The sequence below is a fragment of the Thauera humireducens genome, from assembly GCF_001051995.2.
Classification (GTDB): domain Bacteria; phylum Pseudomonadota; class Gammaproteobacteria; order Burkholderiales; family Rhodocyclaceae; genus Thauera; species Thauera humireducens.
The window spans coordinates 4021757-4046318 of record NZ_CP014646.1 but is presented as its reverse complement, the minus strand read 5'-3'; the positions used below and the strand labels follow the sequence as shown (position 1 = coordinate 4046318).

The 24562-nt window shown below is 64.8% G+C and carries 24 protein-coding genes; 12 read left to right on the top strand and 12 right to left on the bottom strand.

Features of this window, described 5'->3' with window-relative positions; genetic code table 11:
- The first annotated feature begins 45 nt into the window (after nt 1-45).
- Nucleotides 46-1983: a PAS domain S-box protein gene (locus AC731_RS18785; RefSeq protein ID WP_205626612.1), complete on the top strand. Its 1938-nt coding sequence runs from the start codon at nt 46-48 to the stop codon at nt 1981-1983.
- Nucleotides 1980-2585, top strand: coding sequence for a response regulator transcription factor (locus tag AC731_RS18780; protein WP_004292056.1), 606 nt, complete (start codon nt 1980-1982; stop codon nt 2583-2585). Before AC731_RS18785 ends, AC731_RS18780 begins: the two co-directional genes overlap by 4 nt.
- A gap of 1 nt (nt 2586) precedes the next feature.
- Here AC731_RS18780 and tilS read toward each other — a convergent pair whose 3' ends face one another.
- From tilS to AC731_RS18760, 4 genes are all read right to left on the bottom strand, one after another.
- A complete protein-coding gene (tilS, locus tag AC731_RS18775) occupies nt 2587-3900 on the bottom strand; it encodes a tRNA lysidine(34) synthetase TilS (protein ID WP_048708429.1) in 1314 nt (437 codons plus the stop codon).
- Nucleotide 3901: 1 nt separating this feature from the next.
- On the bottom strand, nt 3902-4867 hold the full coding sequence (locus AC731_RS18770) for an acetyl-CoA carboxylase carboxyltransferase subunit alpha (RefSeq protein ID WP_004292060.1): 966 nt from the start codon (nt 4865-4867) through the stop codon (nt 3902-3904).
- A 166-nt stretch (nt 4868-5033) separates the two neighbouring features.
- Nucleotides 5034-5696 carry a Bax inhibitor-1/YccA family protein gene (locus AC731_RS18765; RefSeq protein WP_048708427.1) on the bottom strand — a complete coding sequence of 221 codons (663 nt, stop codon included), beginning with the start codon at nt 5694-5696 and terminating at the stop codon, nt 5034-5036.
- Between the two features lie 98 nt (nt 5697-5794).
- Complete coding sequence (locus AC731_RS18760) at nt 5795-6142, bottom strand: HPF/RaiA family ribosome-associated protein (RefSeq protein ID WP_004292064.1); 348 nt, start codon at nt 6140-6142, stop codon at nt 5795-5797.
- A gap of 142 nt (nt 6143-6284) precedes the next feature.
- Here AC731_RS18760 and nhaR point away from each other — a divergent pair, with 142 nt between their 5' ends.
- On the top strand, nt 6285-7193 hold the full coding sequence (nhaR, locus tag AC731_RS18755; RefSeq protein ID WP_004292065.1) for a transcriptional activator NhaR: 909 nt from the start codon (nt 6285-6287) through the stop codon (nt 7191-7193).
- Nucleotides 7194-7646: 453 nt separating this feature from the next.
- Nucleotides 7647-7958, top strand: coding sequence for a helix-turn-helix transcriptional regulator (locus tag AC731_RS19725; RefSeq protein WP_082794374.1), 312 nt, complete (start codon nt 7647-7649; stop codon nt 7956-7958).
- 594 nt (nt 7959-8552) lie between these two features.
- Here the strand turns inward: AC731_RS19725 and AC731_RS18745 are convergent.
- The 3 genes from AC731_RS18745 to ilvC form a co-directional block, all read right to left on the bottom strand.
- Nucleotides 8553-9545, bottom strand: coding sequence for a PDR/VanB family oxidoreductase (locus AC731_RS18745; RefSeq protein WP_048708425.1), 993 nt, complete (start codon nt 9543-9545; stop codon nt 8553-8555).
- A 90-nt stretch (nt 9546-9635) separates the two neighbouring features.
- Nucleotides 9636-11177, bottom strand: a complete 1542-nt coding sequence (locus AC731_RS18740) for a Rieske 2Fe-2S domain-containing protein (RefSeq protein ID WP_048708424.1) — start codon at nt 11175-11177, stop codon at nt 9636-9638.
- A 136-nt stretch (nt 11178-11313) separates the two neighbouring features.
- Nucleotides 11314-12330, bottom strand: a complete 1017-nt coding sequence (gene ilvC / locus AC731_RS18735) for a ketol-acid reductoisomerase (protein WP_048708423.1) — start codon at nt 12328-12330, stop codon at nt 11314-11316.
- Nucleotides 12331-12493: 163 nt separating this feature from the next.
- Between ilvC and AC731_RS18730 the strand changes: the two genes are divergently transcribed.
- Entirely contained in the window at nt 12494-13174 is a 681-nt protein-coding gene (locus AC731_RS18730) for a GntR family transcriptional regulator (protein WP_048708420.1), read from the top strand.
- Nucleotides 13175-13273: 99 nt separating this feature from the next.
- On the opposite strand, the gene AC731_RS18725 is transcribed toward AC731_RS18730, so the two are convergent.
- The 4 genes from AC731_RS18725 to AC731_RS18710 form a co-directional block, all read right to left on the bottom strand.
- On the bottom strand, nt 13274-14665 hold the full coding sequence (locus AC731_RS18725; protein WP_205626611.1) for a TRAP transporter large permease: 1392 nt from the start codon (nt 14663-14665) through the stop codon (nt 13274-13276).
- A complete protein-coding gene (locus tag AC731_RS18720) occupies nt 14662-15408 on the bottom strand; it encodes a TRAP transporter small permease subunit (protein WP_082794373.1) in 747 nt (248 codons plus the stop codon). The genes AC731_RS18725 and AC731_RS18720 overlap by 4 nt, the downstream gene beginning before the upstream one ends.
- Before the next feature lie 87 nt (nt 15409-15495).
- Nucleotides 15496-16566 carry a TRAP transporter substrate-binding protein gene (locus AC731_RS18715; protein ID WP_048708418.1) on the bottom strand — a complete coding sequence of 357 codons (1071 nt, stop codon included), beginning with the start codon at nt 16564-16566 and terminating at the stop codon, nt 15496-15498.
- A 265-nt stretch (nt 16567-16831) separates the two neighbouring features.
- Nucleotides 16832-17674: a class II aldolase/adducin family protein gene (locus AC731_RS18710; protein ID WP_048708417.1), complete on the bottom strand. Its 843-nt coding sequence runs from the start codon at nt 17672-17674 to the stop codon at nt 16832-16834.
- A gap of 183 nt (nt 17675-17857) precedes the next feature.
- On the opposite strand from AC731_RS18710, the gene AC731_RS18705 reads away from it, so the two are divergent.
- From AC731_RS18705 to tnpB (AC731_RS18695), 3 genes are all read left to right on the top strand, one after another.
- Entirely contained in the window at nt 17858-18763 is a 906-nt protein-coding gene (locus tag AC731_RS18705; RefSeq protein WP_048708414.1) for a LysR substrate-binding domain-containing protein, read from the top strand.
- A gap of 265 nt (nt 18764-19028) precedes the next feature.
- Complete coding sequence (gene tnpA / locus AC731_RS18700; RefSeq protein WP_156480743.1) at nt 19029-19403, top strand: IS66 family insertion sequence element accessory protein TnpA; 375 nt, start codon at nt 19029-19031, stop codon at nt 19401-19403.
- Nucleotides 19400-19660, top strand: a complete 261-nt coding sequence (gene tnpB / locus AC731_RS18695) for an IS66 family insertion sequence element accessory protein TnpB (RefSeq protein ID WP_082794372.1) — start codon at nt 19400-19402, stop codon at nt 19658-19660. The genes tnpA and tnpB (AC731_RS18695) overlap by 4 nt, the downstream gene beginning before the upstream one ends.
- A gap of 175 nt (nt 19661-19835) precedes the next feature.
- On the opposite strand, the gene AC731_RS18690 is transcribed toward tnpB (AC731_RS18695), so the two are convergent.
- Nucleotides 19836-21122, bottom strand: a complete 1287-nt coding sequence (locus AC731_RS18690) for an IS1182-like element ISThu1 family transposase (RefSeq protein ID WP_048709925.1) — start codon at nt 21120-21122, stop codon at nt 19836-19838.
- A 178-nt stretch (nt 21123-21300) separates the two neighbouring features.
- On the opposite strand from AC731_RS18690, the gene AC731_RS19985 reads away from it, so the two are divergent.
- The 4 genes from AC731_RS19985 to AC731_RS18675 all read left to right on the top strand — a co-directional run bounded on the left by AC731_RS19985 (nt 21301) and on the right by AC731_RS18675 (nt 24388).
- Complete coding sequence (locus tag AC731_RS19985; protein ID WP_156480742.1) at nt 21301-21456, top strand: hypothetical protein; 156 nt, start codon at nt 21301-21303, stop codon at nt 21454-21456.
- Between the two features lie 95 nt (nt 21457-21551).
- Nucleotides 21552-21920, top strand: a complete 369-nt coding sequence (locus tag AC731_RS18685; protein ID WP_048708411.1) for a transposase — start codon at nt 21552-21554, stop codon at nt 21918-21920.
- On the top strand, nt 21917-22246 hold the full coding sequence (gene tnpB / locus AC731_RS18680; protein WP_048708410.1) for an IS66 family insertion sequence element accessory protein TnpB: 330 nt from the start codon (nt 21917-21919) through the stop codon (nt 22244-22246). The genes AC731_RS18685 and tnpB (AC731_RS18680) overlap by 4 nt, the downstream gene beginning before the upstream one ends.
- A gap of 1509 nt (nt 22247-23755) precedes the next feature.
- Nucleotides 23756-24388 carry a hypothetical protein gene (locus tag AC731_RS18675; RefSeq protein WP_053085852.1) on the top strand — a complete coding sequence of 211 codons (633 nt, stop codon included), beginning with the start codon at nt 23756-23758 and terminating at the stop codon, nt 24386-24388.
- The last annotated feature ends 174 nt before the right edge of the window (nt 24389-24562 follow it).

Genomic DNA, 24562 nt, shown 5'->3' with positions numbered 1-24562 from the left:
TCTGCGGCACCTTCCCCGGGCGGTGACACGGCGCCAAAGGCTGTCGTGCGCAATCGCTTGATCGGGCAGCTGCCCTATCTCAGCCTGGTGCTGTTCCTGCTCGCAATCGCAGCGCTGGTCTGGCTGACCCGCCAGTACGACAGCGACGAGCAGAAGGCGACCCTGATCAGCGATGTGCTGTGGATGGAGCAGAACCTGCGATTCCACCTCGATCGCAACGAAGCCCAGTTGCAGCAGCTCGGCCCCGAACTGTATGACGGCAAGCTGAGCGCGCAGACCGAAGCCCAGGTTCACCATCTGCTCAACCAGGAGCGCGGACTCGTGCGCATCGCGTGGCTGAATCCGCAGGGCAAGCCCGTGGGCTCGATGCCACCGCACACGGAGGGCGGCGCCGACGACGAGCTGCGCGACCTGGCCGCCAGCACGAGCTTCGAACTCGCACGCAACATCGGGCGCCCTGTCTATGGTGCCGCCTACCCTGTCATCGGCGGCGCCTTCCACTTCGCCATCCACGTCCCGGTGTGGTCGGACGAGGCCCTGGCCGGCATCGTCGTCGGGGTGTATTCGCTGTCCGATCTGGTGATCCGCGAACTGCCGTGGTGGTTTTCGGAGCGCTACCGGGTCGCCGTACTCGACGCCGACAGCCGGGAAATCGCCGCCAAGTCCAAGATCGCCCCGCTCGCGCCTCAACTCGCCTACCGCATGCCCTTCGACCCGCCGGGGCATGGCCTGACGCTCGAGATCACGGCCTACAAGTCGGAGACGCGCTGGATCCCCGTGCTGCTGATCGCTTCGCTGGTCCTGCTCGGCGGCATGATCGTATGGAGCGTGATGCAGCTGCGCCGCCAGCTCGCCCGCCGCCAGCAGGCGGAGGCCGCACTGCGCGAGGAATCGGCCTTCCGCAGGGCCATGGAGGACTCACTGCTCACCGGCATGCGGGCACGCGACATGGACGGCCGTCTCACCTATGTCAACTCCGCCTTCTGCAGCATGACCGGGTATCGCGCGGACGAACTGATCGGCCTCGAGCCCCCGCTGCCCTACTGGCTGCCGGATCACACCGAGCGCCGCCAGGAATTGCTCGATCGCCTCGAGGATACGGGCTCGACCCCGGAAGGCATCGAATTGCGCTTCCGGCGCAAGAACGGCGAAGTGCTCGACGTGCTGCTGTTCGAAGCGCCGCTCATCGACGCACGCGGCCGCCAGACGGGCTGGATGGGCTCGGTACTCGACGTCACCGAACAGAAACGGGCACGCGAACTCGCCCGCCAGCAGGATGAACGCCTGCAGGCCACCTCGCGTCTGGTGACGATGGGCGAGATGGCATCCACGCTCGCGCACGAACTCAATCAGCCGCTGGCCGCGATCGCAAGCTACAGCAGCGGCTGCATCAACCGCCTCGAATCCGACACCCTCGATCGCGCCGAACTGCTCGACATCCAGCAGCGCATCGCCCGCCAGGCCCGGCGTGCCGGCGAGATCATCCGCCGCGTGCACGACTTCGTGCGCCGCTCGGAACCCCAGCGCGCACCGCTCGACCTCAACACCGTGATCCGCGACGCGGTCGGCCTGATCGAAGCCGACGCCCGCAAGCGCCAGATGCGCATCGTCACCGAACTCGCGCCCGGTCTCCCCCCCGTGCTCGCCGACGCGGTGATGATCGAGCAGATCATCGTCAACCTCGTGCGCAACGGCATGGACGCCATGCGCGACACCCCGCGCCTTCGCCGCGAAGTACGCATCCGCACCCGCCAGGAAGGCCGCCACGTCTGCGTGCTCGTATCGGACCGCGGCGCCGGCATCCCGCCGGAGACCGCCGCACGCCTGTTCCAGCCCTTCTTCACCACCAAGCCCGAAGGCATGGGCATGGGCCTGAACATCTGCCGCTCGATCGCCGAGTTGCACCACGGCCGCCTGACTTTCGAACCCGCCCCCGAGGGCGGTACCATCTTCATCCTTTCGCTACCCGTGGAATCCGCATGAATCCAGCCTGCGCGCACATCATCGACGACGACGAAGCCATTCGCGATGCGCTGCAATGGCTGTTCAAGACGCGCGGTGTCGCGTGCCGCACCTGGGACGGCGGCGAGCCCTTTCTTGACGCCTGGCAAGCCGAATGGCGCGGCTGCATCGTGCTCGACATCCGCATGCACGGCATGAGCGGCCTCGAGTGCTTCGACACCCTGCTCGCGCGCGGCTGTGAGTTGCCGGTGATCTTCATCACCGGCCATGGCGACGTGCCGATGGCCGTGGCCGCGCTGAAGAAGGGCGCATTCCACTTCATCGAAAAACCCTTCAACGACCACGACCTGGTCGATCTGGTCGAGAAAGCGCTCGCCCTCGACGCCGAGCGCCAACGCGCCGCGGCAAGCCGCGAGACCATCGAGGCACGGCTGGCCACGCTGACCCAGCGCGAGCGCGAGGTCATGGAGCTGATCCTCGAAGGCAAGTACAACAAGGTGATCGCCGACGAGCTGTCGATCTCGATGCGCACCGTCGAGGCGCACCGTTCGCGCATCTTCGACAAGATGGCGGTCCGCTCGGCGGTCGAACTCGCACAGATGCTGACGACGCTGCGCAGCTAGCTCAAGCCACGCCCGCGGGCCGCCATTCCGGCACGACGCCCTCGTCACCCGGCGCGCAGGCGAACTCGGCCGCAACGCCGATTCCGCCCACCCAGGCCGGCACGTCATCCACCCATAGCACTGGCAGCCGATCCCGCAGCCACGCCGGAATGGCCGCCTCCTGGCACAGATTCTTGAACTGGCGCCGTGGCCGGTCCGACGCCAGCTGCATCCGCAGCCCCGGCCGGCGCCCGGCGAGCCGCACCGACCCTGCCTTCTCGAGCAGCGAACGCGCAATTCCCCGGCCAGGCAAAAGCTCGAAACGCACCTCTCCCGCCCCCCACGACAGCGTCGCGCTCCCGCACCAGTCCCGGGGCTCGTAAGTACCGCCGACGGCGGACTCGAGCCACAGCAGGTTTCGATAGGCGCACAGGGCCATCTCGCCCAGGACGACACGCAGCGGCTGCGCGACCGCACGCAACTGACGCAGGGCCTCGTCCAGCCTGGCCTGCACCGGCATCTGCCAGCCATGCCGGCGCGCCTGCCAGCGCAGCAGATTGGCGATACGCGCATCCGACAGCGACATTACAGCGCAGCGCTGCAAGGGCTCGCCACCGCAGGTGGCCTCGTCGAGCGCGGCAAGCTCGTCCAGCAAGTCGCTTGCCTCACGGAAGTGGGCCGCCGCGCGCGCCAGCGTCGGCACCGCGGCGGGGAAATGCTCGCCGAGCGCCGGCAGCGCGCGATGACGCAGGAAATTACGGCTGAAACGCACATCGGCGTTGCTCTCGTCCTCGACCCAGTCGAGCCCGCGCGCACGCGCCCAGGCCTCGATCCCGGCGCGCCGGCAGTCGAGCAGCGGACGCACGCGACCGGGCCTGCCAGCCGACGGCATTTCGAAGGGCGCCATCGCCGCGGCACCGCGCACGCCGCTGCCGCGAAACAGCCGGAACAGCAGCGTCTCGGCCTGATCGTCCTGATGATGACCGAATGCGAGCCAGTCGCAGCGGATGGCGTCCAGTGCAGCCAGCCGCTCGCGACGGGCGGCCGCCTCGAGGCCGGCAGCATCGTCGCGCGGCACCTCGACGCGGATCAGCGAAAAGGGAATCTGCAAGGTCGCGCAGCACGACGCGCAAGCCTGCGCCCAGGCGTCGGCATGGGGGCTCAGGCCATGATGAACGTGCGCCGCCTGCAGCACGTAGCCGTGCCGTGGCGCCAGATCGTGCAGCACATGCAGCAGTACGAGCGAATCGACGCCGCCCGACAGCGCACAGCACAGACGCGCACCGGGACCGACTCCCGCCGCCGTCAGCGCACGGGAAACGGCCTCGGGCAGCATGTCAGGCCGCCAGTTCCTTGAAGCGGCCGTAGCCCATCAGCTTCTCGTAGCGCTGGGCGACCAGTTCGGACGGCGACAGGTGATCGACCTGACGCAGTGCCTCGGCCAGCGCACGCTTGAGCGCTGCCGCCATCGCACGGTGATCCCGATGCGCACCGCCGGCCGGCTCGTTGACGACCTTGTCGACCAGGCCGAGCGACTTAAGACGCGCGGCCGTGATGCCCATGGTTTCTGCCGCCTCGGGGGCCTTGTCCGCACTCTTCCACAGGATGGAGGCACAGCCCTCGGGGGAGATCACCGAGTAGGTCGAATACTGCAGCATCAGCAACTGGTCGGCGACCGCGATCGCCAGCGCGCCGCCGGAGCCACCCTCGCCGATGATCGTGCTGATGATGGGCACCTTCAGCTCGGCCATCAGGTAGATGCTGTGGCCGATCGCTTCGGACTGCCCGCGCTCCTCCGCGCCGATGCCGGGATAGGCGCCCGGCGTGTCGACGAAGGTGAACACCGGCAGGCCGAACTTCTCCGCCAGCTTCATCAAGCGCATGGCCTTGCGATAGCCCTCAGGCCGCGGCATGCCGAAGTTGCGCGCGATCTTTTCCTTGGTGTCACGGCCCTTCTGATGGCCGATGACGACGCAGCTCTCGCCATTGAAGCGCGCCAGCCCGCCGACAATGGCCTTGTCGTCGGCGAAAGAACGATCGCCGTGCAGTTCCTCGAAGTCGGTGAAGATGTGCTGCGCGTAGTCGAGCGTGTAAGGACGCTGCGGATGACGGGCGACCTGCGCGATCTGCCACGGCGTCAGCTTGGCGTAGATGTCCTTGGTCAGGGACTGGCTCTTGGTTTCGAGGCGGGCGATCTCCTCGGAGATGTCCACGGCCGGGTCGTCGGAGACGAAACGGAGCTGGTCGATCTTGGCTTCGAGCTCGGCAACTGCCTGTTCGAAATCCAGAAAAGTGGTTTTCATCCAACCGTTCCCACTGAAAAATGTGCGCCATTGTAGCGCCACAGGGCGCGAGTCGTGCCCATCGCATTCGGACAAACGCAGTCCGGAAGCGCGAGGCTGCGCCAAACGCAAGCGGGGCGGCCGCCATCCGGCAACCACCCCGCCCGCTTCCCGCCGTTGATCGAGGTCAGTCGTTGTTCATGAAGCCCAGCAGGTGCAGCAGGCTGGTGAAGAGGTTGAAGATCGACACGAACAGCGACACCGTCGCCATGATGTAGTTGGTCTCGCCACCGTGGATGATGTTGCTGGTCTCGAACAGGATCAGGCCCGACATCAGCAGCACGAAGGCAGCGGAAACCGTCAGCGACAACGCCGGGATCTCGAAGAAGATCGCGCCCAGGCCGGCCAGGAAGGCCACCAGGATGCCGACCATCAGGAACCCGCCCATGAAGGAGAAATCCTTCTTGGTCGTGATCGCGTAAGCCGACAGACCGAGGAAGATCGCCGCCGTGCCGGCCATCGCCTGCATCACGATACTGCTACCGTTGGGCAGTGACAGGTAGGCCGAGATGATCGGCCCCAGGGTGAAGCCCATGAAGCCCGTCAGCGCGAAAACGAACAGGATGCCCACGCTGCTGTTGCGGAACTTGCTGGTTGCGAACAGCAGGCCGAAGTAGCCGACCAGCGTCACGATGATGCCCAGGCGCGGCGCGCCCATCGCCATCGACAGGCCCGCCGTCAGCGCCGAGAATGCCAGCGTCAGCGACAGCAGCATGTAGGTATTGCGGATGACCTTGTTGGTCGACAGCACCGAAGCTTCGGTGCGCGTCATCGTGATGCGGTTGTCCATGTTTAGTTTCCTCCGGGGGAGAAGTGGATTTGTTTTGGGAGTCGAGGACAGATGCCGCCCTGCGACTCCGGACCAGGGAAAAAGTGTGTGCCGCTGACTCAGGCCGGCAAGGCTTGCATTGAAGCGGCGTGGGTGCGGACGGGGCGCTGGCTGCGGCGCACACGCTGTGCGAGGACCCGGGCCACACGGTCGGCAGCCTGATCCACCGCTGCACGCACGTCGAGCTGCGTGATCGCGAACACCACGTCCGGCAGGTTGCGCAGGCGCAGTTGTACCACGCAACGCTTGTCACTGCCGCCACGCGGGCCATTGACGTCCGCGACCTTCACCCGCGCCCACTGGATGTGGTCGCGAAAACGCCCGATTGCGAAGCTCATCCGGCGGCTCACGTAGTCCCGCAGGACGGGAGGGGCTTCAACGCCATCACAATGCAGGTCGATTCGCATGCTGAGTCTCCTTGTGTAGTTGCGTATCGCCATCAGGCCTAACGCCTGACGGATACTAAACCTCAGACGCTTCGATAAAATCTCAGTTCAACAGAATGTTCATCCGTTTTTTCCGAAGCATCGACAATCCGGGACGCAGGTCATGATCAACTACAAGCAGCTGCATCATTTCTGGACCGTTGCCCGCGCTGGTGGGATCGTGCGCGCAGCAGAACGTTCCGGTCTCGCGCCACAAACCCTGTCGGGTCAGATCGCGACCCTCGAGGCCGAACTCGGTGTCAGCCTGTTCCGGCGACAGGGCCGAGGCCTGGTGCTGACGGATACCGGACGTGTCGCGCTGGACTATGCAGAGGAGATCTTCCGTCTCGGCGACGAACTGGAGGAAGCGCTGCGCAGTCGCGCGAGCGGCCGCACGGTGCCCTTCCGCGTCGGCATCGCCGACGTGGTGCCCAAGGCCATCGCCTGGCTGCTGCTCGCGCCGTCGATGAACCTGCCCGAGCCGATGCGCATCGTCTGCCGGGAAGGAAAATTCGATGCCCTGCTTGGCGAACTCGCCATCCACAAGCTCGATGTCGTGCTGGCCGACAGTCCCATGCCTTCGAACATGGATGTGCGCGGTTACAGCCACACGCTCGGCGAATCCACGATCGGCTTCTTCGCTACACCAGCGCTCGCAGCCCGCCTGAAGGGTGGTTTTCCTGCCTGCCTCGACGGCGCCCCGCTGCTGCTGCCGGGCGGCGAGGCAGCCGTGCGCGGCCCGCTGCTGCAATGGCTGGACGCGGCTCGCCTCAAGCCGCGCATCGTCGGCGAATTCGACGACAGTGCCCTGATGCGCGCCTTCGCCGAAGCCGGCGCAGGCGTCTTCCCGAGCGCATCGCTGGTCGGCGAGCAGCTTTGCAAGCAGGATGCGATGGTGCATCTGGGCGACGCCAACGGTGTCACCGAAACCTACTACGCGGTCTCGGTTGAACGCCGGCTGACCCACCCCGCGGTGCGCGCCATCAGCGCGGCTGCGAACAAAGAGCTGAAGATCGGGCAGGAGGGCCCATGACGTTCGGCATCATCGCGACTGCAGGTGTCGCGCGACCGCATGGCAAAAAAGGAATCACGCGCAGGATTTGCCAGCGCACCAGCGCTTGATCCAGAATCTCGCCCCTGACGCGGCCTCAAAAGAAGCCCGGAAGGCACTGCGCCTTCAGCCGCCATCGCATACAGGACATTTGCGCAGAGATGGTGCCGAGAGTGGGACTCGAACCCACACACCTTGCGGCGGCGGATTTTGAATCTGCCCCCTACGCCTTTAATGACGCGGCCCCAAGCACAAAAACACAACAAAATCAACGCACTTCCATACCCAGCGTTACTTGATCTTACCAGTTTTTGCAGCGCCTAGTGCTGCAGAAATGCTGCAACGTGCTGCAAAACCGATGCTCCCTTCTCCCCGCCTCCCACTGGCCCGGCCCCCAATAAACTGCGCTCTGGTGACTACATTCTTGGCAGTCATGTGACTGCTCACGCGCGAACATGGACCTTGGAGCCACTCCTCACACCAGAAACACTCGCCAAGCTGCTAGGCCTGGCAACACAGACTATCTACAACAGAAGCTCGACCGGCGGTGACTTACCCCGAATCACGAGGCTGGGTAGGCTTTTGCGCTTCAGACCGCTAGACGTCGAAGCTTGGCTAGAAGAAAAACAGAGAACAAGCCATCTTCCTGCACGCTATGCCTCCGTGCCAGATCTGCCACCGCCCGCACCAAGGCGGCGCGGCCGTCCGACAAAAGCGGAACAGATAGCAGCACGGCGCGCGACTTAATGAGTTAACGCAAATGCTCAAAGCAGCTACCCCTCCGTCAACCAAGAAACTCGAGCAGCTCAATGGAGAGATCAAGCCGACAGCCAACTGGAACTACCGGCCCGTTGCCGTCACATGACAATCGCAACTCGACCGGCTACTTGTCGAGATGAAGCTGCCACTCGCTGAGTCGGGATATGCCCATGGCGCCACAATAGTCAATGCTTCCCGCGCACTGATGCCACGGGCTGCGTCAGGCTGCCGCTTGTGGTTCGACCGAGGCAACCAAAGCCATCGCCGGTTCGCGCGTGAAAAATTCTCCCTCTTAAACGAATCCGGCAATGACGCTTGTCTTGACGCCATGAACTCGTCCCGTGCCCTCGTGCTCGACCACAACACAATCCGGCAGTCCGTCGAGAAGGTGGCACGGTGCTGGCGTCCCATCTGAAAAGCCGTAAGTATAGGTGATTGCCCGTTTCGCGGTCGTGGAACGCCGGGCGGAACCCGCACTTCCGGTTCCCCTCGCTCGTTCCGCCCGTGTGCTGAAACTTCCGGTTCTAGCGCTTCAGGGTACTTGCGGTACTCATCATCCCACCTTAGGCGGCAATCCCGGCGTCACAAGTCCAGCACTACCATTCCGCTGCGTGGTCGCGAGACGCAGGGCGTGAAGAATTCGCGCCGGGCATCGTCATCCAGGATGTAGTCCTGGTGATCGATGTCCCCGCAGAGATAGCGGACCTTGCAGGCGCCGCAGAGCCCTGACTGGCAGGAGGTCTCGACCGGCAGGCCCGCCGCCTGCAGTGCCTCGGCCAGGCTTTGCCCCTGGCGCACCACTATCTTCTGGCCGGTGCTGGCGATCTCAGCGACACATGCGGAATCGTCGCGCGCGTTGGTCGATGGCTGCGCCGCGGCCGGCGCCTTGAAATGCTCGCAATGCACCGAACCCGCCGGCCAATGCGCGGAGGCCTTTCGGCATGCCTCCATGAAGCCGGCAGGACCGCAGTAGTACAAATGCGATCCGTCTACGGGTCGCGCCAAGAGAGCCTCGATGTCGAGGCCGTTGGCTGGGTTGCCGCCGTCGAAGTGGTAGTGCAGGCACTCACCTGGGGCGAAGGCCGTCATTTCCGCCTGGAACGCCACCGACTCCGGTCCCCTGGCACAGTAATGCAGCTCGAAGTCCGCGCTCGAAGCCTCGAGCACATGCGCCATCGCCTTCAGCGGGGTGATGCCGATCCCGCCGGCGAGCAGGATCGTTTTCCCGCTTCCCGCGGCCAGCTCGAAGCTGTTGCGCGGCGTGCCGACGGTGACGCGATCGCCAACCCTTAGGCGTTCGTGCAAGGCCTTGGAGCCGCCGCGGCCGCGCTCGTCGCGCAGGACTCCAATCACATACCGGTGGCGCTCCGCGGGATCGTTACACAGGGAATACTGGCGAATCAGGTTCGGCGCGATGTGGACATCGATGTGCGCACCCGCCGCAAAGGCGGGCAGCGGCCGCCCATCGGGGTCGATCAGCTCGTAGGAGTGGATGTCCTTCGCTTCCATGCGGATCTGCCGCACCAGCAATTCGATCCGCCCGCTGGAGGCAGCGTGGGCAATGGTGGTATTCATGTCGGGTCCTTATCACTGTCGATGGAGAAAGCGCTGCGGGCAGCGGAACCTCGCATTCCGCTGCCGCTCGGCCGGGTCAAGACGCGGCCGTCACTTCTTGAAGCTCTGCTCGAGTTCCTCGAACTTGAGCTTGACGAATTCGGCGCGCTCCGCCCCTTTCAACTGATCCGAAGCAGTCAGGATGGCGACCACCTCCTTCGCCAAGCGACGCCGGTTGCGAACCTCTTCCTCAACTGTTTCTGCTTCGGGGAGTTCGAACACGTTGCCGGAACAATAGCTGTTAGGCGCGCCGGCGCAGTCGCGCAGCCACTGCGCGAACTCCTCCGGACCGGCCTTCGGATTCGTGCCCCGCACGGCGTCACGCAGCAGCTTGCGGAACATGTACAGGCCAGCATCGAACCGGGTTGGGTTCTCCAGCGCGTGCACCGCGATCGGGCGCTGGCTGACGATGGCCTCGTAGTCGCCGGGCGCGTACTGGCAGTCCTTGTAGTTCGCTCGAGCGCGGTGGTCCGAGGGGATGGGCGGCATGTCCTCCAGCTTGTAGTCGCCGAAGCGCTCCGGCCGGCGCATCGCCACCTGGCCTTCGAGGAAGTCGATTGTCTCGTAGCCGACCATGCTCTTGTCGCCGATGCCGCGGGTGTCGATTCCCGGCCCCATGACGCGCCAGCCGATCATCTTTGCGTTGTAGTCGTCCACCGGCACCGTCCAGCGGATCATGTGGAAGCGGCTGAAGAGTTTCTTGCGCTTGCCGTCTTCCGAGGTGTAGGCGTGCAGGCTCAGATTCGGCAGCACCTGATGCTGCACGCGGATGTGCATGTGCTCACCGTCGGCACGACGGGCGCCGGCACAAGCCAGGCTGCGCCCGCCATGGACGGGGAAGAACTGCATGTCCGGTGGCACCTCCATCGTTGCCGCGCCCACTTCGTCGAAGGTGGTCCCCTGGTAGTTCTCGCCGGTCACCTGGCGTTTCGCGTGCAGCGCCATGGTGTGATAGTTGTCCGCGGCGTTGTCCTGCACCTGCAGCCAGTTGCAGTGCTGGAAGTTGCTGTACGGAACCAGCTCGTCGCCGTCGGCCACGGTGAAGTTGCCTTCCCACTCCGGGAACGGCGGTTCGGCGTCCGGCGGGCCCATGTAGGCGAAGATCAGACCGTTGCGTTCGAAGGCCTTGTACGCGCCCTGGCGGATCGAACAGCGGTAGCGCTCGCCTTCTTCCTCCTCGCCCTGCGGAAAGGGAACGCGCAGGCAGGTGCCGTCGACGTCGAACACCATGCCGTGGTAGCAACAGGAGATGCCATGCTCCTCAATCTTGCCGTACTCGAGCGAGGCGCCGCGGTGCACGCAATGGGCATGCAGGAGGCCAACACGGCCGCTGCCGTCGCGGAAGCAGACCAGCTCTTCGCCCAGGATCTTGAGGAAGCGAGGCGTGTCGGTCAGCTCCATCGCCATGCATACGGGATGCCAGAAGCGGCGCAGATATTCGCCCATCGGGGTGCCGGCCCCGACCTCGGTCAGCTCCGGGTCGTGGTCCGGCACCTTGTTGGTGTAGTAGCCGCCGTAGGGAACGAGTTTCCTGCTGACGGCGCTGCCACCGGTGCTGCGGGGCGCGTCGTGCTTCTCGGATGGCTTGATCATGATGCTCTCTCCTTTTGGTGGTGGGGCAGTCGGGCCAGCCCAGATGGCTGGCCACGGGGATTGAAGTTCGTATTCTGTATACAGTTTTTCCGCGCACTATTTTCCGCGGCGGGGCGCGAACACTTGGTGATGAAGCTCAGTTCCTGCTGCGGTCAACGAGCGCGCCTGCGGAGATCCACGGCATCATCGCCCGAAGACGCGTACCGACTTCTTCGATTGGGTGCGCCGCAGCCAGCCGTCGACGGGCGTGCAGCGTCGGGTTGCCGGCCTGGCTCTCGAGAATGAACTGCTTGGCATAGGCGCCAGAGCGGATGTCATTCAGCACCTCGCGCATCGCGGCCTTGGTCTGGGCGGTGACGACGCGCGGCCCGCTGACGTACTCGCCGAACTCCGCATTGTTCGAGATCCCGTAGTTCATCGTGCCGATGCCGCCCTCGTAGAGCAGGTCTACGATGAGCTTTAATTCATGCAGGCATTCGAAATACGCCATCTCGGGCGCGTAGCCCCCCTCGACAAGGGTTTCGAATCCGGCCTTGACGAGTTCGACTGCACCGCCGCAGAGGACGGCCTGCTCGCCAAATAGGTCGGTTTCAGTTTCCTCGACAAAGCTTGTTTCGATTACCCCAGCGCGCCCGCAGCCGATCGCCGTAGCGTAGGCAAGTGCGATCTCCCGTGCCGTGCCGGAATGGTCATTCGCCACGGCGACGAGCGCCGGTACGCCACCACCCGCGGTGTAGGTCGATCGCACGGTATGCCCCGGTGCCTTGGGCGCCACCAGGATCACGTCGAGGTCGGAGCGCGGCACGATCTGGCCGTAATGGATGTTGAAGCCATGGGCGAACGCGAGGGTTGCGCCTTCGCGCATTGCCACATGCATGTCTCGACGATACACAGTCGCGGCCGCTTCATCTGGGACGAGCAGCATGACGATGTCCGCATCGGCCACGGCTTCACGCACGCCGCTCACCTTGAAACCGGCGTCGACCGCCTTCGCCCACGAGGTACCTTCCTCCCTCAGCCCCACCACGACCTCCACTCCGCTGTCCCTGAGGTTCAGCGCGTGCGCGTGGCCTTGTGAGCCGTAGCCGATCACCGCCACGCGGCGTGCGCGGAGCATGGCGGGGTCCGCATCCTTGTCGTAGAGCACCTTCATCGACTGATTCCTTTCCATTCGTTCTTGGATAAACTGAACTCTGTATACAGAGTTCAGTGCACACTAGCGAGTCGACTGGAGAAAGTCAAGGGCTCTGAGGGTCGGATTTGACCGCCACCTCGATCCAATTGCATACTGAATACAAAATTTGAGCAGGCCCGCTATGATCAAGAGACTCGCGAAAATCCAGGTCCGCCCCGACTATGTCGACGAGGTCTACCAGAAGCTCCTTGACGCAATCACCGACGGCACCCTGGCGCCAGGGACGCGCCTCACGCAGGAAGAGATAGCCGACGAGATGGAGGTCTCGCGCTCTCCGGTGCTGCAAGCATTGCGGCTGTTGAAGAAGGATGGGCTGGTTCAGGACGCGCCCGGTCGCGGCGTCCTCGTGACCCCGCTCGACCCCTGCTGGATCGGCGATCTCTACGCCGTGCGCGGCGCCCTCGACGCGCTGGCGGCCCGGCTCGCGGCCGAACGTCGCTATCAGATCGCCCCCGCCCTGATCGCGGAGGGGCGACGCGCTTCGGCGGGCAAGGACGTAAGAGCCATGATCGATGCCGACGTGGCGTTTCATCGCGCGATCTACGAGGCAGCGCAAAATCCGCTCATCGCCCAGAGCACGCAGGTGCATTGGGTCCATCTGCGCCGGGCGATGGGGGCGGTCCTGCAGTCTTCCGCACAAAGGGCGTCGATCTGGGATGAGCATGAGGCGATCGCGAATGCGATCGCCTCAGGTGAGGGCGCGCGGGCGGCAGCATTGTCGGAGCAGCACACGACGCAGGCGCGGGAAAACCTGACGCGCCGCCTCGGAGAGATCCTTCAGGCGCGGCCACAGCTCGCCTGAAGCGGCCCGGAGCGGTAGTGTTGCACCCGTCGTTCCGGTTCCCGAGCGTGCCGAGCCCGGCAGAAACGGGCTCGGCACGCTCGGGGTGGGCAAGTGCCCTCATCCTCCATACGCTTGCTCGGGCAGCCAGGTCGCCAGCGCCGGGAAGAGATACACCAGCACCAGTCCGCCCAGCTGCAGCAGGATGAAGGGCACGACGCCCTTGTAGATGTGCGCCACCGTGACTCCGGCTGGCGCCACCCCCTTCAGGTAAAACAGCGCGAAGCCTACCGGGGGGGTCAGGAAGGAGGTCTGCAGGCACACCGCCACCAGCACGACGAACCAGATCATGCGCGCTCCGGCGTCGGCGGGACCGACGTCCAGGCCGGCGATCACTGGCGCTACCAGAGGCAGCACGATGAGGGTGATCTCGATCCAGTCGAGGAAGAAGCCAAGCACGAAGATCAGCACCAGCACCGCGATCAGGATGCCGTCGTCGGTGAAGGGCAGGCTCTTTAGGCCGTGGTGGATGAAGTCCTCGCCGCCGAGGGCCTGGAAGACGAAGGAGAAGGCGGTGGCGCCGATGAAGATGGCGAAGATGAAGGCGGTCGTCTTCGTCGTCTGCTCGCACACCTCGCGCACCACCCCGACGCTCAGCTTGCGGTGCAGCAGCGCAAGCAAGGTGGCGCCGAAGGCGCCGACGCCAGCGGCCTCGGTCGGCGTGGCCAGGCCGGCGAAGATCGAGCCGAGCACGGCCAGGATCAGCAGCCCCGGCGGCAGGACGGCACGGAACACGCCGGCGAGATCGCGAAGCTCGAGGCGGCGCGCGTCGGCCGGCACCGGCGCGGTGCGCGGCGACAGCACGCCGACCGCGAGCATGTAGCCGACGTAGATCACCCCCAGCATCACGCCAGGCACGAGCGCACCCATGAACAGCCCACCCGCATCTACCCCGGGCGTGCGGTCAGCCATCAACACCAGCATGATCGAGGGCGGTATCAGAATGCCAAGGGTGCCGACGGCGCTGATCGTGCCGCTGGCGAACACCGGGCTGTAGCCGTTCCTGAGCATGATCGGCAGGCCGAGCAGCGCGAGCAGCACCACCGAGGCGCCGATGATGCCGGTGGAGGCCGCCAGCAGCAGGCCGATCAGTGCCACCGTCACCGCCAGACCGCCGGGGGCGCGGCCGAGCACCTTGACGAAATTCTCCATCAGCGCGCCGGCGATACCCGAACGGTCGAGCATCAGGCCCATGAAGACGAACATCGGCAGCGCCACCAGCACCCAGTTCTGCATGATCGACCAGATCCGCGGCACGGTCGCGCCGAGGTCGGAAAACTTCATGCCGTAGAAGCCGTCGGCGAGTTGCTCGGGGAAGATGAAGGCTGCCGCCGCCGCGGTCAGCACGGCGACACCGCCAAGCACCCAGGCCACCGGGAAGCCGGTGAACAGAAGGGCGATGAAGCCGGCAAACATGCCGATGCAGAGGATCTCGTGAAATTCCAGAATCATGATTTGCCTCCGGCATGGATGAGGCGGAGTGCCTCCGGCTCCCGGTGCTCTTCTTGCACGGACGATGACGACCGGTCGCGCGCCTCGCCGCTGGCATCCCTTTGCCTCGCGAGGCTTTCGCTTCCCTCGGCAGGACAGGGCGGCGACTCCCGCTCCGTCAGGAAAAGCAGCGTGACCGTCCGCTGCAGCCGCGCCAAGGCCGCCAGGACGAGGAGGGTGCAGCCGATCACCAGCATGCTCTTGATGAGCCAGCGGTGACTCAGCCCGGCCGGTGCGCTGGAACGTTCTCCGGTGGCAAGCGAATCGGCTACGAAAGGCAGGCCGTACCACAACAGTATGGCCAGGAAGGGCAGCAGCAGAAAGACGATGCCTAGTGCGTCCACCCAGGCTTTAGTACGCAGACCGAAGCGCTCGTACAGCAGGTCTACTCGCACGTGGTCATCCGTCACAAGCGCTGCGGCCAGCCCCAGCATGAAGAGGGCCGAATAGAGGTGCCACTGGATCTCCTCGAACTCCACCCGACTGTCGCCGAACAGGTTTTTCATGGCCACATTGACCACGATGACGGCAATGAGGCCAAGCCATAGCCAGGACATGGCTGACCCCAGACGGGTTAGGGGGCGGTCGACGACGCGGGAAAAGGCCGTCTCCGGTAATTCGGCGTCGCGTTTCGGGTATTGCAGGTCGCCGGGCTTGCTGCCGGGGGCAGCGAGCGCGTCGGGTTTGAGCTTCAGGTTGCTCATGGTCCTCTCCGCTGGATCGGTGGGCATTGGGTCATGCCGGCGCGGGCATCCCGCCTCCCCGCGCCGGTTCTCACTCGAGGGGTTTGCTCAGTTGCCCGAAGCGTCGTTGAAGTCCCGTGGCAGGTAGGCAAGGCCCTTCCAGGTCTGGTAGTCCTTCGCGAACGCTTCCTGGGATTCATAGACGCGCTTGAAGTCGGCGTCCTTCGCAGCCTGCTCGGCCATCACCGCATCGCTGAGCTTTTGCAGTTCGCTCAGCATCGGCGCTGGGATCTGCTGCGCGGTCACGCCCTTCTCCTTTAAGCCGCGGAGGACCGCGCCCTGAATCGCCTCACCCCTGGAGAGGTTGCGCAGTACCCCGGCCGTGCAGGCCATTTCCAGCATGCCGCGAGTGGAGGGCTCGAGTCCGTCCCACACCTGCTTGTTCACAATGAAGTGAAAGGCGGTGTAGGGCTGGTGCCAGCCAGGGAAGTAATTGAACTTGGCGACCTTGTCGAAGCCCGATTTCTGATCGACCGCCGGCATCGCGAACTCGGTTGCATCGAGCGCGCCCTTCTCCAGCGCCTGAAAGATCTCCGAGCCGGGCAGCAGGGTCACCGAGGCGCCTGCCTTCTGCATGACCTCGCCGCCGAGGCCGGCGAAGCGGATCTTGAGCCCCTTGAGATCGTCCATCGACTTGATCTCCTTGCGAAACCAGCCCGCGGTCTCGGGCCCGGTGATGCCGCACAGGATCGGATGGACGTTGCGTTTGCCGTAAATGTCCTCGGCGAGCTGGCGGCCGCCGCCCTCGTACCACCACGCCGTGTATTCCCACGGTTCCATGCCGAAGGGGCGCGCCGAGAACAGCGGCGCCGCCGGGATCTTGCCGGCGTCGTAACCCAGCCAGGTGTAGCCGGCGTCGATGGTCTTGTCGCGTACCGCGTCCGAGAGTTCGAGCGGTGGTACCAAGTTGCCCGGCTCGAAGGTCTTGAACTGGATGGCACCAGCGGATGCGGCCTTGAGGGAGTCGGCCACGATCTGCAGGTTGTCGCCGAGTGCAGGCAGGTGCGAGGGGAAGGCGTTGGGCACCTTCCAGCGCAGCGTTTCGGTGGCCTGCGCGGTGCCGGCGGCCAGCATCAGCGCGGCAAGTAAAACTAGTTTGGGGGCCTTGCGTCGATTCATCGGCCCCTCCTCCTGTTTCCGGTGAGGAACGAGGTCCTCGCATTGGCGCGTGCCGACGTGGGAAACGAATGGGTCAGATGAAGGACCTTGGCGGTGGGCACTGGTGTCCGCCTTTTCCCGATATGCGATCGCGATTGCGCTAGGGGTATGCATCGGCTGTGTCTCCTGGAGTAGTTGTCATCGGGTCGGCACCGTCGATTGAGTCGACGTATGCCGCGGCCCAGGGGGCACTCCCTCGCAGCCGAGCGAGGGAGTGCCGCACCGGTCAGTCGAACATGTCGGGCTGCGTCGAAACCAGGTGATTCCAAATCGGCTGGAAGTGCAGCCAGCCGATGTAGTCGCTGCCGACGTGCTCGCGGCTGTAGCGAGCTCGCTCGGGCGTGACGAGGTGCGGCGTCACGCCGGTCGCCTCGACCATCAGCTGCTGCTTGCAGCATCGCTCCAGGGCAATGAACCAGAACGCTGCCGACTCGATGCTGTGGCGGCTCGCCGTCAGCAGGCCGTGATTCTGGTGGATCGCCGCCTTCACGCCGCGGAAGGCATTAGCGACCTTGTGCCCGGCCTTGACCTCCACGGCCACCTGGCCGGCCTCGTCCCCGATGACCACATGGTCCTCGTAGAACGCGGCAGCGTCCTGGGTGATCGGCTCGACCTTCTTGCCGAGCGAAGCGAAGGCGGTGCCGTACTCGGTGTGGGCGTGGCACATCGCCACGATGTCCTGATGCATCTCGTGCACGGCCGCATGCAGGACGAAGCCCGCGCGGTTGATGGCATACGTACCCTCCACAACCTTCCCGGTGTGGTCAGCGCAGATCAGGTTCGACACCTTGACCTGCGCGAAGTGGATCGCCATCGGGTTGGTCCAGTAGAGCTCCGGATGCTCAGGATCGCGCACGGTGAGGTGGCCGGCGAAGCCGTAGTCGTAGCCTTCGATCGCAAACGCGCGGCAGGCCGCCACCAGCCGTTCCTTTCGGTACTGACGTTCGTCGGCGTAGGAGGAAAACTTGGGAATCGCGGGAAAGATCAGCCCGCGCTGTTCGGGCTGATAGATGGAAATGCGCTCCTCGTCATTGAAAAACTGAGGAACTCGAGTAAGTACTGCCTCCATGACAACTCCTTTCGTTGGAAAGATTGGGAACCGAATCGAGCCTTCCGGCCGGAAAGCGTCGCTTCACACGCCGGCAGAGTCAGTGACGTCGCGTGTTGGAAGGAATGGTCGCCGCCTCGGGACCGGTTGACAAACGATGGATATTCATGAAAGCATGAACCACATTCATGCATTAAAGAAGAAATGAGGCGCCTACCCAATTTCGTCCTGCTACGCGCCTTCGAAGCCGCGGCGAGGCTGGAAAGTTTCACCCTCGCGGCCAACGAGTTGCACCTCACTCAATCGGCCATCAGCCATCAGGTGCGCGAACTGGAGGACTACTTCGGTCGCAAGCTCTTCGAGCGGCGCAACCGGCGCGTCGAACCGACACTGGAGGGGCGACGCCTTCTCGAGAGTCTGTCCCGGGTGTTCGACGTGATCGAGGCGGCCTGCAATGAGGTGTCTTTGGCGCCCCAGTCCCAAGTCCTGGCGGTCTACAGCGCCCCGAGTCTGGCGGCGAAGTGGCTGGGACCGAGGTTGCCCCTGTTCATGCAGGCGCATCCGGATATCACGATCCGTCTCACATCCGGCGCGGATCCCGTGGACCTCACAGTGGCGCGGGAAACGGACATTGCGATCACGTATGGCACGGCCCATCAGCGCGCCGGCGTTATCGTCGTCCCGCTTGGAGCGGAACGCATCGTGCCGCTCTGTTCGCCACGACTGTTGGCACCCGACACCCCGATTCAGACGCAGATTCACACGCTGCCGCTGATCGATTCTCAACTCAGCCCTGTGAAGTGGCCCGACTGGTTTGTCGCCAACGGTATGGTCTGCCCTAAGCGCCCGCGGGCATCATTCGACCGCGGCGCGCTGGCGCTTTCCGCCGCCGTCGACGGCATGGGGGTCGCGCTCGAAAGCACGCGCCTTGCCGAACGCGAGCTTGCGCGTGGCGAACTCGTGACGCCGGGAGAGGAGGTCTTCGCGCCGATCACGCGCGAGATCCATTTCCTGGCGTATCGACGCAACGAGGCCCACCTTCACAAGGTCGGCGCGTTTCTGAACTGGCTGTTGGTGCAGGCCCGACTCAATCAGGCGGAGCCTGAATGAGGGTAGACGTGCTTTCCACGCCCAGACGTGACCGCCCTTCGGAGTCTCAATCATCAAGCGCGTGAGCGGCAGCCGACGCGGGGGGCGCGCAGCTCATTTCCGGGCAAACTGAATCTGCGGCGCTGACGGCAGCGAGCCGTGGCCTCTCCCGTCGTCGTAACGTAACCGTCCGAGCAACCCCGTAGTTCCCAGGCAGCGCTGAATCGTCGATCGTTGCGGCTGCGAAACTCACTTCTGGAGAACGACGATGGAGCAGGAGAGGCTGATGGCGGTGGTGGAGCCGCCGACTCAGCACCATGGCGAGGCGGCGGTTCAGCGGCGCGTGCATCGAGACGATGCATTCTGGCGCTCGCATGGGCGGCAGCGGCGCTGGCAAGGCTTGAGTATTCCGCAGTATTGCCAGGCCACCGGCTCGGCGCTGTCGACATTCCGCCATCGCATCAACCGACTGGCCGCCGCCGAGGCAGGGGCCGCATTGGGCGAAGGCTGCGGCCGCTTCATCGCACTTGCGCAGCCAGCCCCGAGGGTGCAAGTCGATGTGGTGGAAATCGATGTCGTGCTGCCCGATTCGATGACGGTTCGTCTGCATGGCGCGGCTGCGCGGCAGATGCTCGATCGCGTGCTGGCGCGGCTACCGTGATCCTGTCCTCGGCGATCCGCGCCCACGTCTATAGCGAAGCGGTGGACATGAGGAAGTCGATCGATGGGCTCGCGCAGATCGTGTCGCGTTGCATGGGCATGAACCCGCTCTCGGGTCAGGTGTTCGTGTTCATCGGCCGGCGCCGCGACAAGGCCAAGCTCCTGGTGTGGGACCGTCATGGGTTCTGGGTGCTTTACAAGCGCCTGGAGCGCGGACGTTTCACCGACCCCGCGCGGCTGTCGGCTGAGAAGGCGTGAATAAATTGCCGACGCTCGCGGCGAGCGCAATGCGAAGAGCGCGTAGGCCGAGGACCGCTTTGTCGGCGTAAGCCGCCGACGGGCCGAAGCTACCGGCGGTGCGGCCGTTTGATCAGATGGGAGCCGGCGGTGCTGCGTGGCGCAGAGCCTTTTTGGGCGGCGCCGTCGGCGTTGTTTAGTGGGCTGCTGCGGCCTCCAGGGCCGCCACCCGCATCAGGTTATGGGCAAGCGCATGCCAGAGCAGGATGGCGCGTGCCTTGACGGTGCCGCAGACATTGAACCGGTGCAGCCCGCGACGGCGCAACTGGGCATTGGCACATTCGACGCTGGCCGCGCGCGCCTTGTAGATTTCGGCAGCGTCCGCGGTGCCCATGCGGGCCCGCCACCGGGCGACGGCCGCGCTGTCACCGTCCTTGGGCAGGTGCGGGTCGATGGTTGGGTTGCGGCTGGCGGGCACCGGCACGTAGGGCTCGGTGCCCGCGGCGCTGAGCGCCGTGATGTGCTCGAGCTTGGCGAAGCCGCCGTCGGCCAGCCACTGGGCGGGCGTGCGGCCATAGCGGTTGCGCAGTTGGGTGTGCATCGGCGCCATCTGCTGCATGTCGGTACCGGCATTGGTCAGCTCGAGCGCGGCGATGATCTGGGTATCGGCATCGACGGCGAGTTGCGCATTGAAGGCGGGGCGAAAGCCGCCGTCGGCCATCTTCATCACCCGCGCCTGGCTGTCGGTGGTGCTCACGCGCGGCGCGCTGCCCGGCGGCTCGTCGTCGGGCGGCGGTGCGGCCTTGCGTTTGTCAGTCCGTCCCTTCTTCGTCTGGACCTTGTCGAGCTCGTCCAGGGTCGCCAATGCCCGGGCCAGGCGCTGCTCGCGCTCGCGCGCGGCCCGTTCCCGGGCGGCCTGCTGGCGGCGGCTGCTCGCCGCCGGATCGTCATGCAGTTCCTGCTTGAGCCGCTCGACCTGCGCACGCGCCTCTGCCAGCAGGCGGGCGAGCCGGTCGCGGCGGCGGAAGCTGGCCGCTTTGGCATGGGCGCGCACCCGCATGCCGTCCTGGGCGACGCGGTTGAGCTGAACCAACCCCCGATCGAGTAAGGCCGCTACGCTGCGCGTGAGCTGTGCGTCGAGCCAGGCGGCGTGCTCGGTGCGAAAGTCGGCCAGACTGTGATAATTGACCCCGACGCCCCCGCACAGCCAGCGGTAGGCATCGTCGCGCTCGCACAGCCGGTTCAGTTCGCGCGCCGAACCCACACCATCGATCGTCGCGTACAGCCACAGCCCCACCAGGATTGCCGGATCGATCGCCGCCCGGCCCGCGCGGCCTTCCACGGCCTTGATGCGCGCATACAGCGGCGCCAGGTCGAGCGATTGCACGAAGGCCCACACGGTGCGCGCGGCATGCCCGGGGGCAAGCAATGCATCCAGGTCGCAGGCGCGCAACTCGATCTGGTTGCGCTGCGCCGTCTGCACGCGCGGGCGTCCCTGGGGCGCATCGGCAGGTGCCGCCGCGCCTTCAGCCGGGACCGGCAAGTCGTCAAACAACGCAGCGCTACGCTGCCCCTCGGTCGGCGAATTCGGCTCGGGCTTCATGGCCTGAACGATATCCGATCTCAGCCGAGATTGATTCACACGTTCTGAGGGCCTGGCGATGAGCGAGTTGCTCGCCTGGCTCGATGGCATCGATCTGTCGCGAACGCGCCGCCTGGCGCCGGTGGCGGCCGGCTTATTGCCGATTCTGTTGAAAAAGTCGGCTCCATCCCGACGCACTTGCCTGAAGCAGGAAAAACCCTCGATTGACACGTAGCTATGCGGAATCTGGGTAAGCACCCGGCGAACCCACCTTCCCCCAACCGCATAGCCCATTGAAGATCGTGTCCATCAATTTTGATAGTGGACACGATGGACGTCGTTATCCCGCGCCGGACGCGGCGCACGCACAGCGAAGCCTTCAAGCAATCAGTGATCTCGGCCTGCCGTGAGCCCGGCATCTCGGTGACCGGCGTAGCCCTGGCCAATGGCCTGAACGCCAACCAAGTCCATCGCTGGATACGCGGGCGTGGCGTCGAGCCGCCGAGCCGGCGCAGGCCGGCCAGCGCTGAGCTCACGACGCTGTCCGAGCCGGGCTTTGTGCCGGCGCAGGTCGCCCCGGCCGTCGGCGAGGCCGTGATCCGCCTCGAGGCACAGCGCGGCAACACCCGCGTCAAGCTCGAGTGGCCGCTCCAGGCCGCTGATGCGTGCGGGGCGTGGCTACGCGAGTGGCTCGCATGATCCACATCGATGCGCTGTGGCTGTCGGCGGCGCCTTTGGACATGCGCGCAGGCATGGACACGCTGCTCGCGCAGGTCGTGCGCGTGTTCGGCGAGGCCCATCCGCATCACGCCTACCTCTTCAGCAACCGGCGTGGCACGCGCTTGAAGGTGCTGGTCCATGACTGCTTCGGGGTGTGGCTCGCGTGCCGGCGCCTGAACCAGGGCCGCTTTCACTGGACCGAGTATCAGGGCGGTGTCGCACTCACCCGGGCGCAGTTCGATGCGCTGGTGCTCGGGCTGCCGTGGCAGCGGCTGGGCGATGGCGGTGTGATCCGGACACTCTGAACACGCGCTATCGGCGGTGGCCTGATGGGGCCTTGAGGATGGGCAGCGCGCCGACCATGCAACGGCGCGGAATGATTCTACATCCATGAGGAGGATCACGTTAAGTCTAAAGACGTGGACGCGCCCCGAAACACGCCCGCTCGCAGTCAGCCACATGGACACGCAGAAGCGATCACACCAAGGTCGCGTTCAAGGTATGCGGCGTGCGCATGCTGCCGGCGTGCAGCTGAGATACCTCCCGTTCTAGCGAACGGGAGGTCGTAAAGAATACAGGCGCCGGACAAAAAACTGCGGGTCCGGACCTGCCCCTGATAACCTTCACATCCCACATCGTCGCCAAACGATGGTTTGATTGACACGCCGCCAAGCGCGTTCAATCGCTGACTACTGCAACAGGCCGCCAAGCCTATTTGGCCCTTTCGGGGCACACACATTTCGCAAACGCTCCCAGCTTTTGGGACGAGGTGCCAGCCTCGCCGCTGCACTACTGCGCGCAGCTCCCGATGGACTTCGGTCGTATCGCCCGATCGGTCAAACCCTACTCACCGAGTCTCCCTCTCTTTCCTTCATCCACGACGGTGCCACCCGATCGCATCCGGAAAGAGACTCCCCGTTTAGATTGCTGCTACTGCGCTCCGAAGCGCCACTGCCTCAGCATCACGACTAGCCTTCCGGCTTTCCTTGGATTTCCCCGACTCGATGTTCCAGAGCAGTTCGGGTACTCATCGTGTGCGTCATCGACTACGAACCACGGCTCAGTGCCTGTGGCTCTTCGGAACTCCACAACGCCCCCTCCATAGGGGCGGTTACAGGTTTGAGCTATCCATTGACCCCGCGTTTCCGCAGGTGCCGGTATCGCCAGCTTTCGCCTTGATACCCTCGCGCCTCATGACGCGCTCAAAAGCCATCCTGTGTGGCACGGGTTGCGCTCTTCCGATACGCCCCCCGGGTCGGACTGCCACCGACTTTCACATGCAACCAGGTCACACCGGCATTTCCTCCAGTGCGCCGTTTCACGGTCGCCCAACATGCCCTGTTGCCTCGCCCCATCGGGGGATGGGGCGGCTTGGATTCGGATTGGGTCGAAGGGGGGAGTTACACCCCCCAGCGCCCAGCGTAGCGCAGCGAGCCCGATTAGAGGCACTGCGCTTCAGCATTTGCTTGTTACAAGCCTGGCGGGCTTGTAACTGTCGGGTTGGCGACCCGACGCGGCCTTTCGGCCTGTGTGTTTCTTGCAGCTGGCGGTCTGCCCGAATCGCGCTCGGATGAAGACGCTTCGGGCAGACCGCCGCAGCTCAGATGAACCGGCGCCGTGTCGCAGGCGCCGCCTGCCGTTTACCTGTTCCATATAGCGATCGGCAGCACTTTGCGTCTGCCGTTCCTTGGAACATCAATATCTCTCGCTTCGCTCGATCCACTCACATTGAAACCACGCGGGTTCCCGGGACTCACCGCCTCACCGTGCGCCATTCGCTATACGGAGATTGCCCACCCCTACGGAGATGCTTCATGCCCGCTTCAACCCCGCTCTCGACCAACAAGACCGCCGCCCTGTCACGCACACTTGACGGCGTCACTCGCGGGTATTTCCGCTACATCGCCGGCACCATCGCCGCAGACAAAGTGCTGTCCTTAGCGAGGAAATTCCACGACTTGTACGGTATCGGCTGCACACCCTCGCAACGGATCACCCGGAAGAACAAAGGACTCGCAAACAGCCTGCTCGTGCTCTACGCCCCGGAGGGGGCTGCGCTGGCAGAGTGGTTGCTCCTGGTCAGCCCTGGAAACGGTCCGGTCACGGAGCGGGAGAAGCTCCGGGATGTGACCGCCAAACCGCGCCTGACTTGGCTCGGTTACGAGCTCCTTCGACACCGAGAGCGGTGCACTGCGCGGTGGACGTGGAGACGCTCGAAAGCGGAGATGACCGAGCTCTATCAGCTATTCGATGTGCAACTGCACAAACACGATCACGGCCCCCTCTCCGAAACCCTGGCAAGGATTGCCCGGCAACCGGGTTTTCATGGGGTTCGAGTCCAGAGCTGGACACTATTTCAGCACGCTCGGGAGCGCGGTTATCGAGGTGAGCTGCCCTACCTTTTCTACGTCAGCAAGGTCAGCCACGGGGAGCGGATTTCGCTCTAAACAGATCGCGCATGGAGACGTTCAGATACACGCGTCTGACTTCTTCCACTGCACGAAGTCGACAGCTAGCATGATCCTGAAACGTCTCCTGGACATGCATCTCACGCGTCGTGCGGTTGCCACCTCAGGGCAAGGCCACCATGACTGCTCCGCTTCCGAACCGCGAATGCTTCC

What these genes read in the sequence shown, in the direction of transcription:
- AC731_RS18780 (WP_004292056.1), top strand. Translation starts at nt 1,980, where the DNA reads ATGAATCCAGCCTGCGCGCACATCATCGACGACGACGAAGCCATTCGC.
- tilS (WP_048708429.1), bottom strand. Translation starts at nt 3,900, where the DNA reads ATGCTGCCCGAGGCCGTTTCCCGTGCGCTGACGGCGGCGGGAGTCGGT.
- AC731_RS18770 (WP_004292060.1), bottom strand. Translation starts at nt 4,867, where the DNA reads ATGAAAACCACTTTTCTGGATTTCGAACAGGCAGTTGCCGAGCTCGAA.
- AC731_RS18765 (WP_048708427.1), bottom strand. Translation starts at nt 5,696, where the DNA reads ATGGACAACCGCATCACGATGACGCGCACCGAAGCTTCGGTGCTGTCG.
- AC731_RS18760 (WP_004292064.1), bottom strand. Translation starts at nt 6,142, where the DNA reads ATGCGAATCGACCTGCATTGTGATGGCGTTGAAGCCCCTCCCGTCCTG.
- nhaR (WP_004292065.1), top strand. Translation starts at nt 6,285, where the DNA reads ATGATCAACTACAAGCAGCTGCATCATTTCTGGACCGTTGCCCGCGCT.
- AC731_RS18745 (WP_048708425.1), bottom strand. Translation starts at nt 9,545, where the DNA reads ATGAATACCACCATTGCCCACGCTGCCTCCAGCGGGCGGATCGAATTG.
- AC731_RS18740 (WP_048708424.1), bottom strand. Translation starts at nt 11,177, where the DNA reads ATGATCAAGCCATCCGAGAAGCACGACGCGCCCCGCAGCACCGGTGGC.
- ilvC (WP_048708423.1), bottom strand. Translation starts at nt 12,330, where the DNA reads ATGAAGGTGCTCTACGACAAGGATGCGGACCCCGCCATGCTCCGCGCA.
- AC731_RS18730 (WP_048708420.1), top strand. Translation starts at nt 12,494, where the DNA reads ATGATCAAGAGACTCGCGAAAATCCAGGTCCGCCCCGACTATGTCGAC.
- AC731_RS18725 (WP_205626611.1), bottom strand. Translation starts at nt 14,665, where the DNA reads ATGATTCTGGAATTTCACGAGATCCTCTGCATCGGCATGTTTGCCGGC.
- AC731_RS18720 (WP_082794373.1), bottom strand. Translation starts at nt 15,408, where the DNA reads ATGAGCAACCTGAAGCTCAAACCCGACGCGCTCGCTGCCCCCGGCAGC.
- AC731_RS18715 (WP_048708418.1), bottom strand. Translation starts at nt 16,566, where the DNA reads ATGAATCGACGCAAGGCCCCCAAACTAGTTTTACTTGCCGCGCTGATG.
- AC731_RS18710 (WP_048708417.1), bottom strand. Translation starts at nt 17,674, where the DNA reads ATGGAGGCAGTACTTACTCGAGTTCCTCAGTTTTTCAATGACGAGGAG.
- AC731_RS18705 (WP_048708414.1), top strand. Translation starts at nt 17,858, where the DNA reads ATGAGGCGCCTACCCAATTTCGTCCTGCTACGCGCCTTCGAAGCCGCG.
- tnpA (WP_156480743.1), top strand. Translation starts at nt 19,029, where the DNA reads ATGGCGGTGGTGGAGCCGCCGACTCAGCACCATGGCGAGGCGGCGGTT.
- AC731_RS19985 (WP_156480742.1), top strand. Translation starts at nt 21,301, where the DNA reads ATGAGCGAGTTGCTCGCCTGGCTCGATGGCATCGATCTGTCGCGAACG.
- AC731_RS18685 (WP_048708411.1), top strand. Translation starts at nt 21,552, where the DNA reads ATGGACGTCGTTATCCCGCGCCGGACGCGGCGCACGCACAGCGAAGCC.
- tnpB (WP_048708410.1), top strand. Translation starts at nt 21,917, where the DNA reads ATGATCCACATCGATGCGCTGTGGCTGTCGGCGGCGCCTTTGGACATG.
- AC731_RS18675 (WP_053085852.1), top strand. Translation starts at nt 23,756, where the DNA reads ATGCCCGCTTCAACCCCGCTCTCGACCAACAAGACCGCCGCCCTGTCA.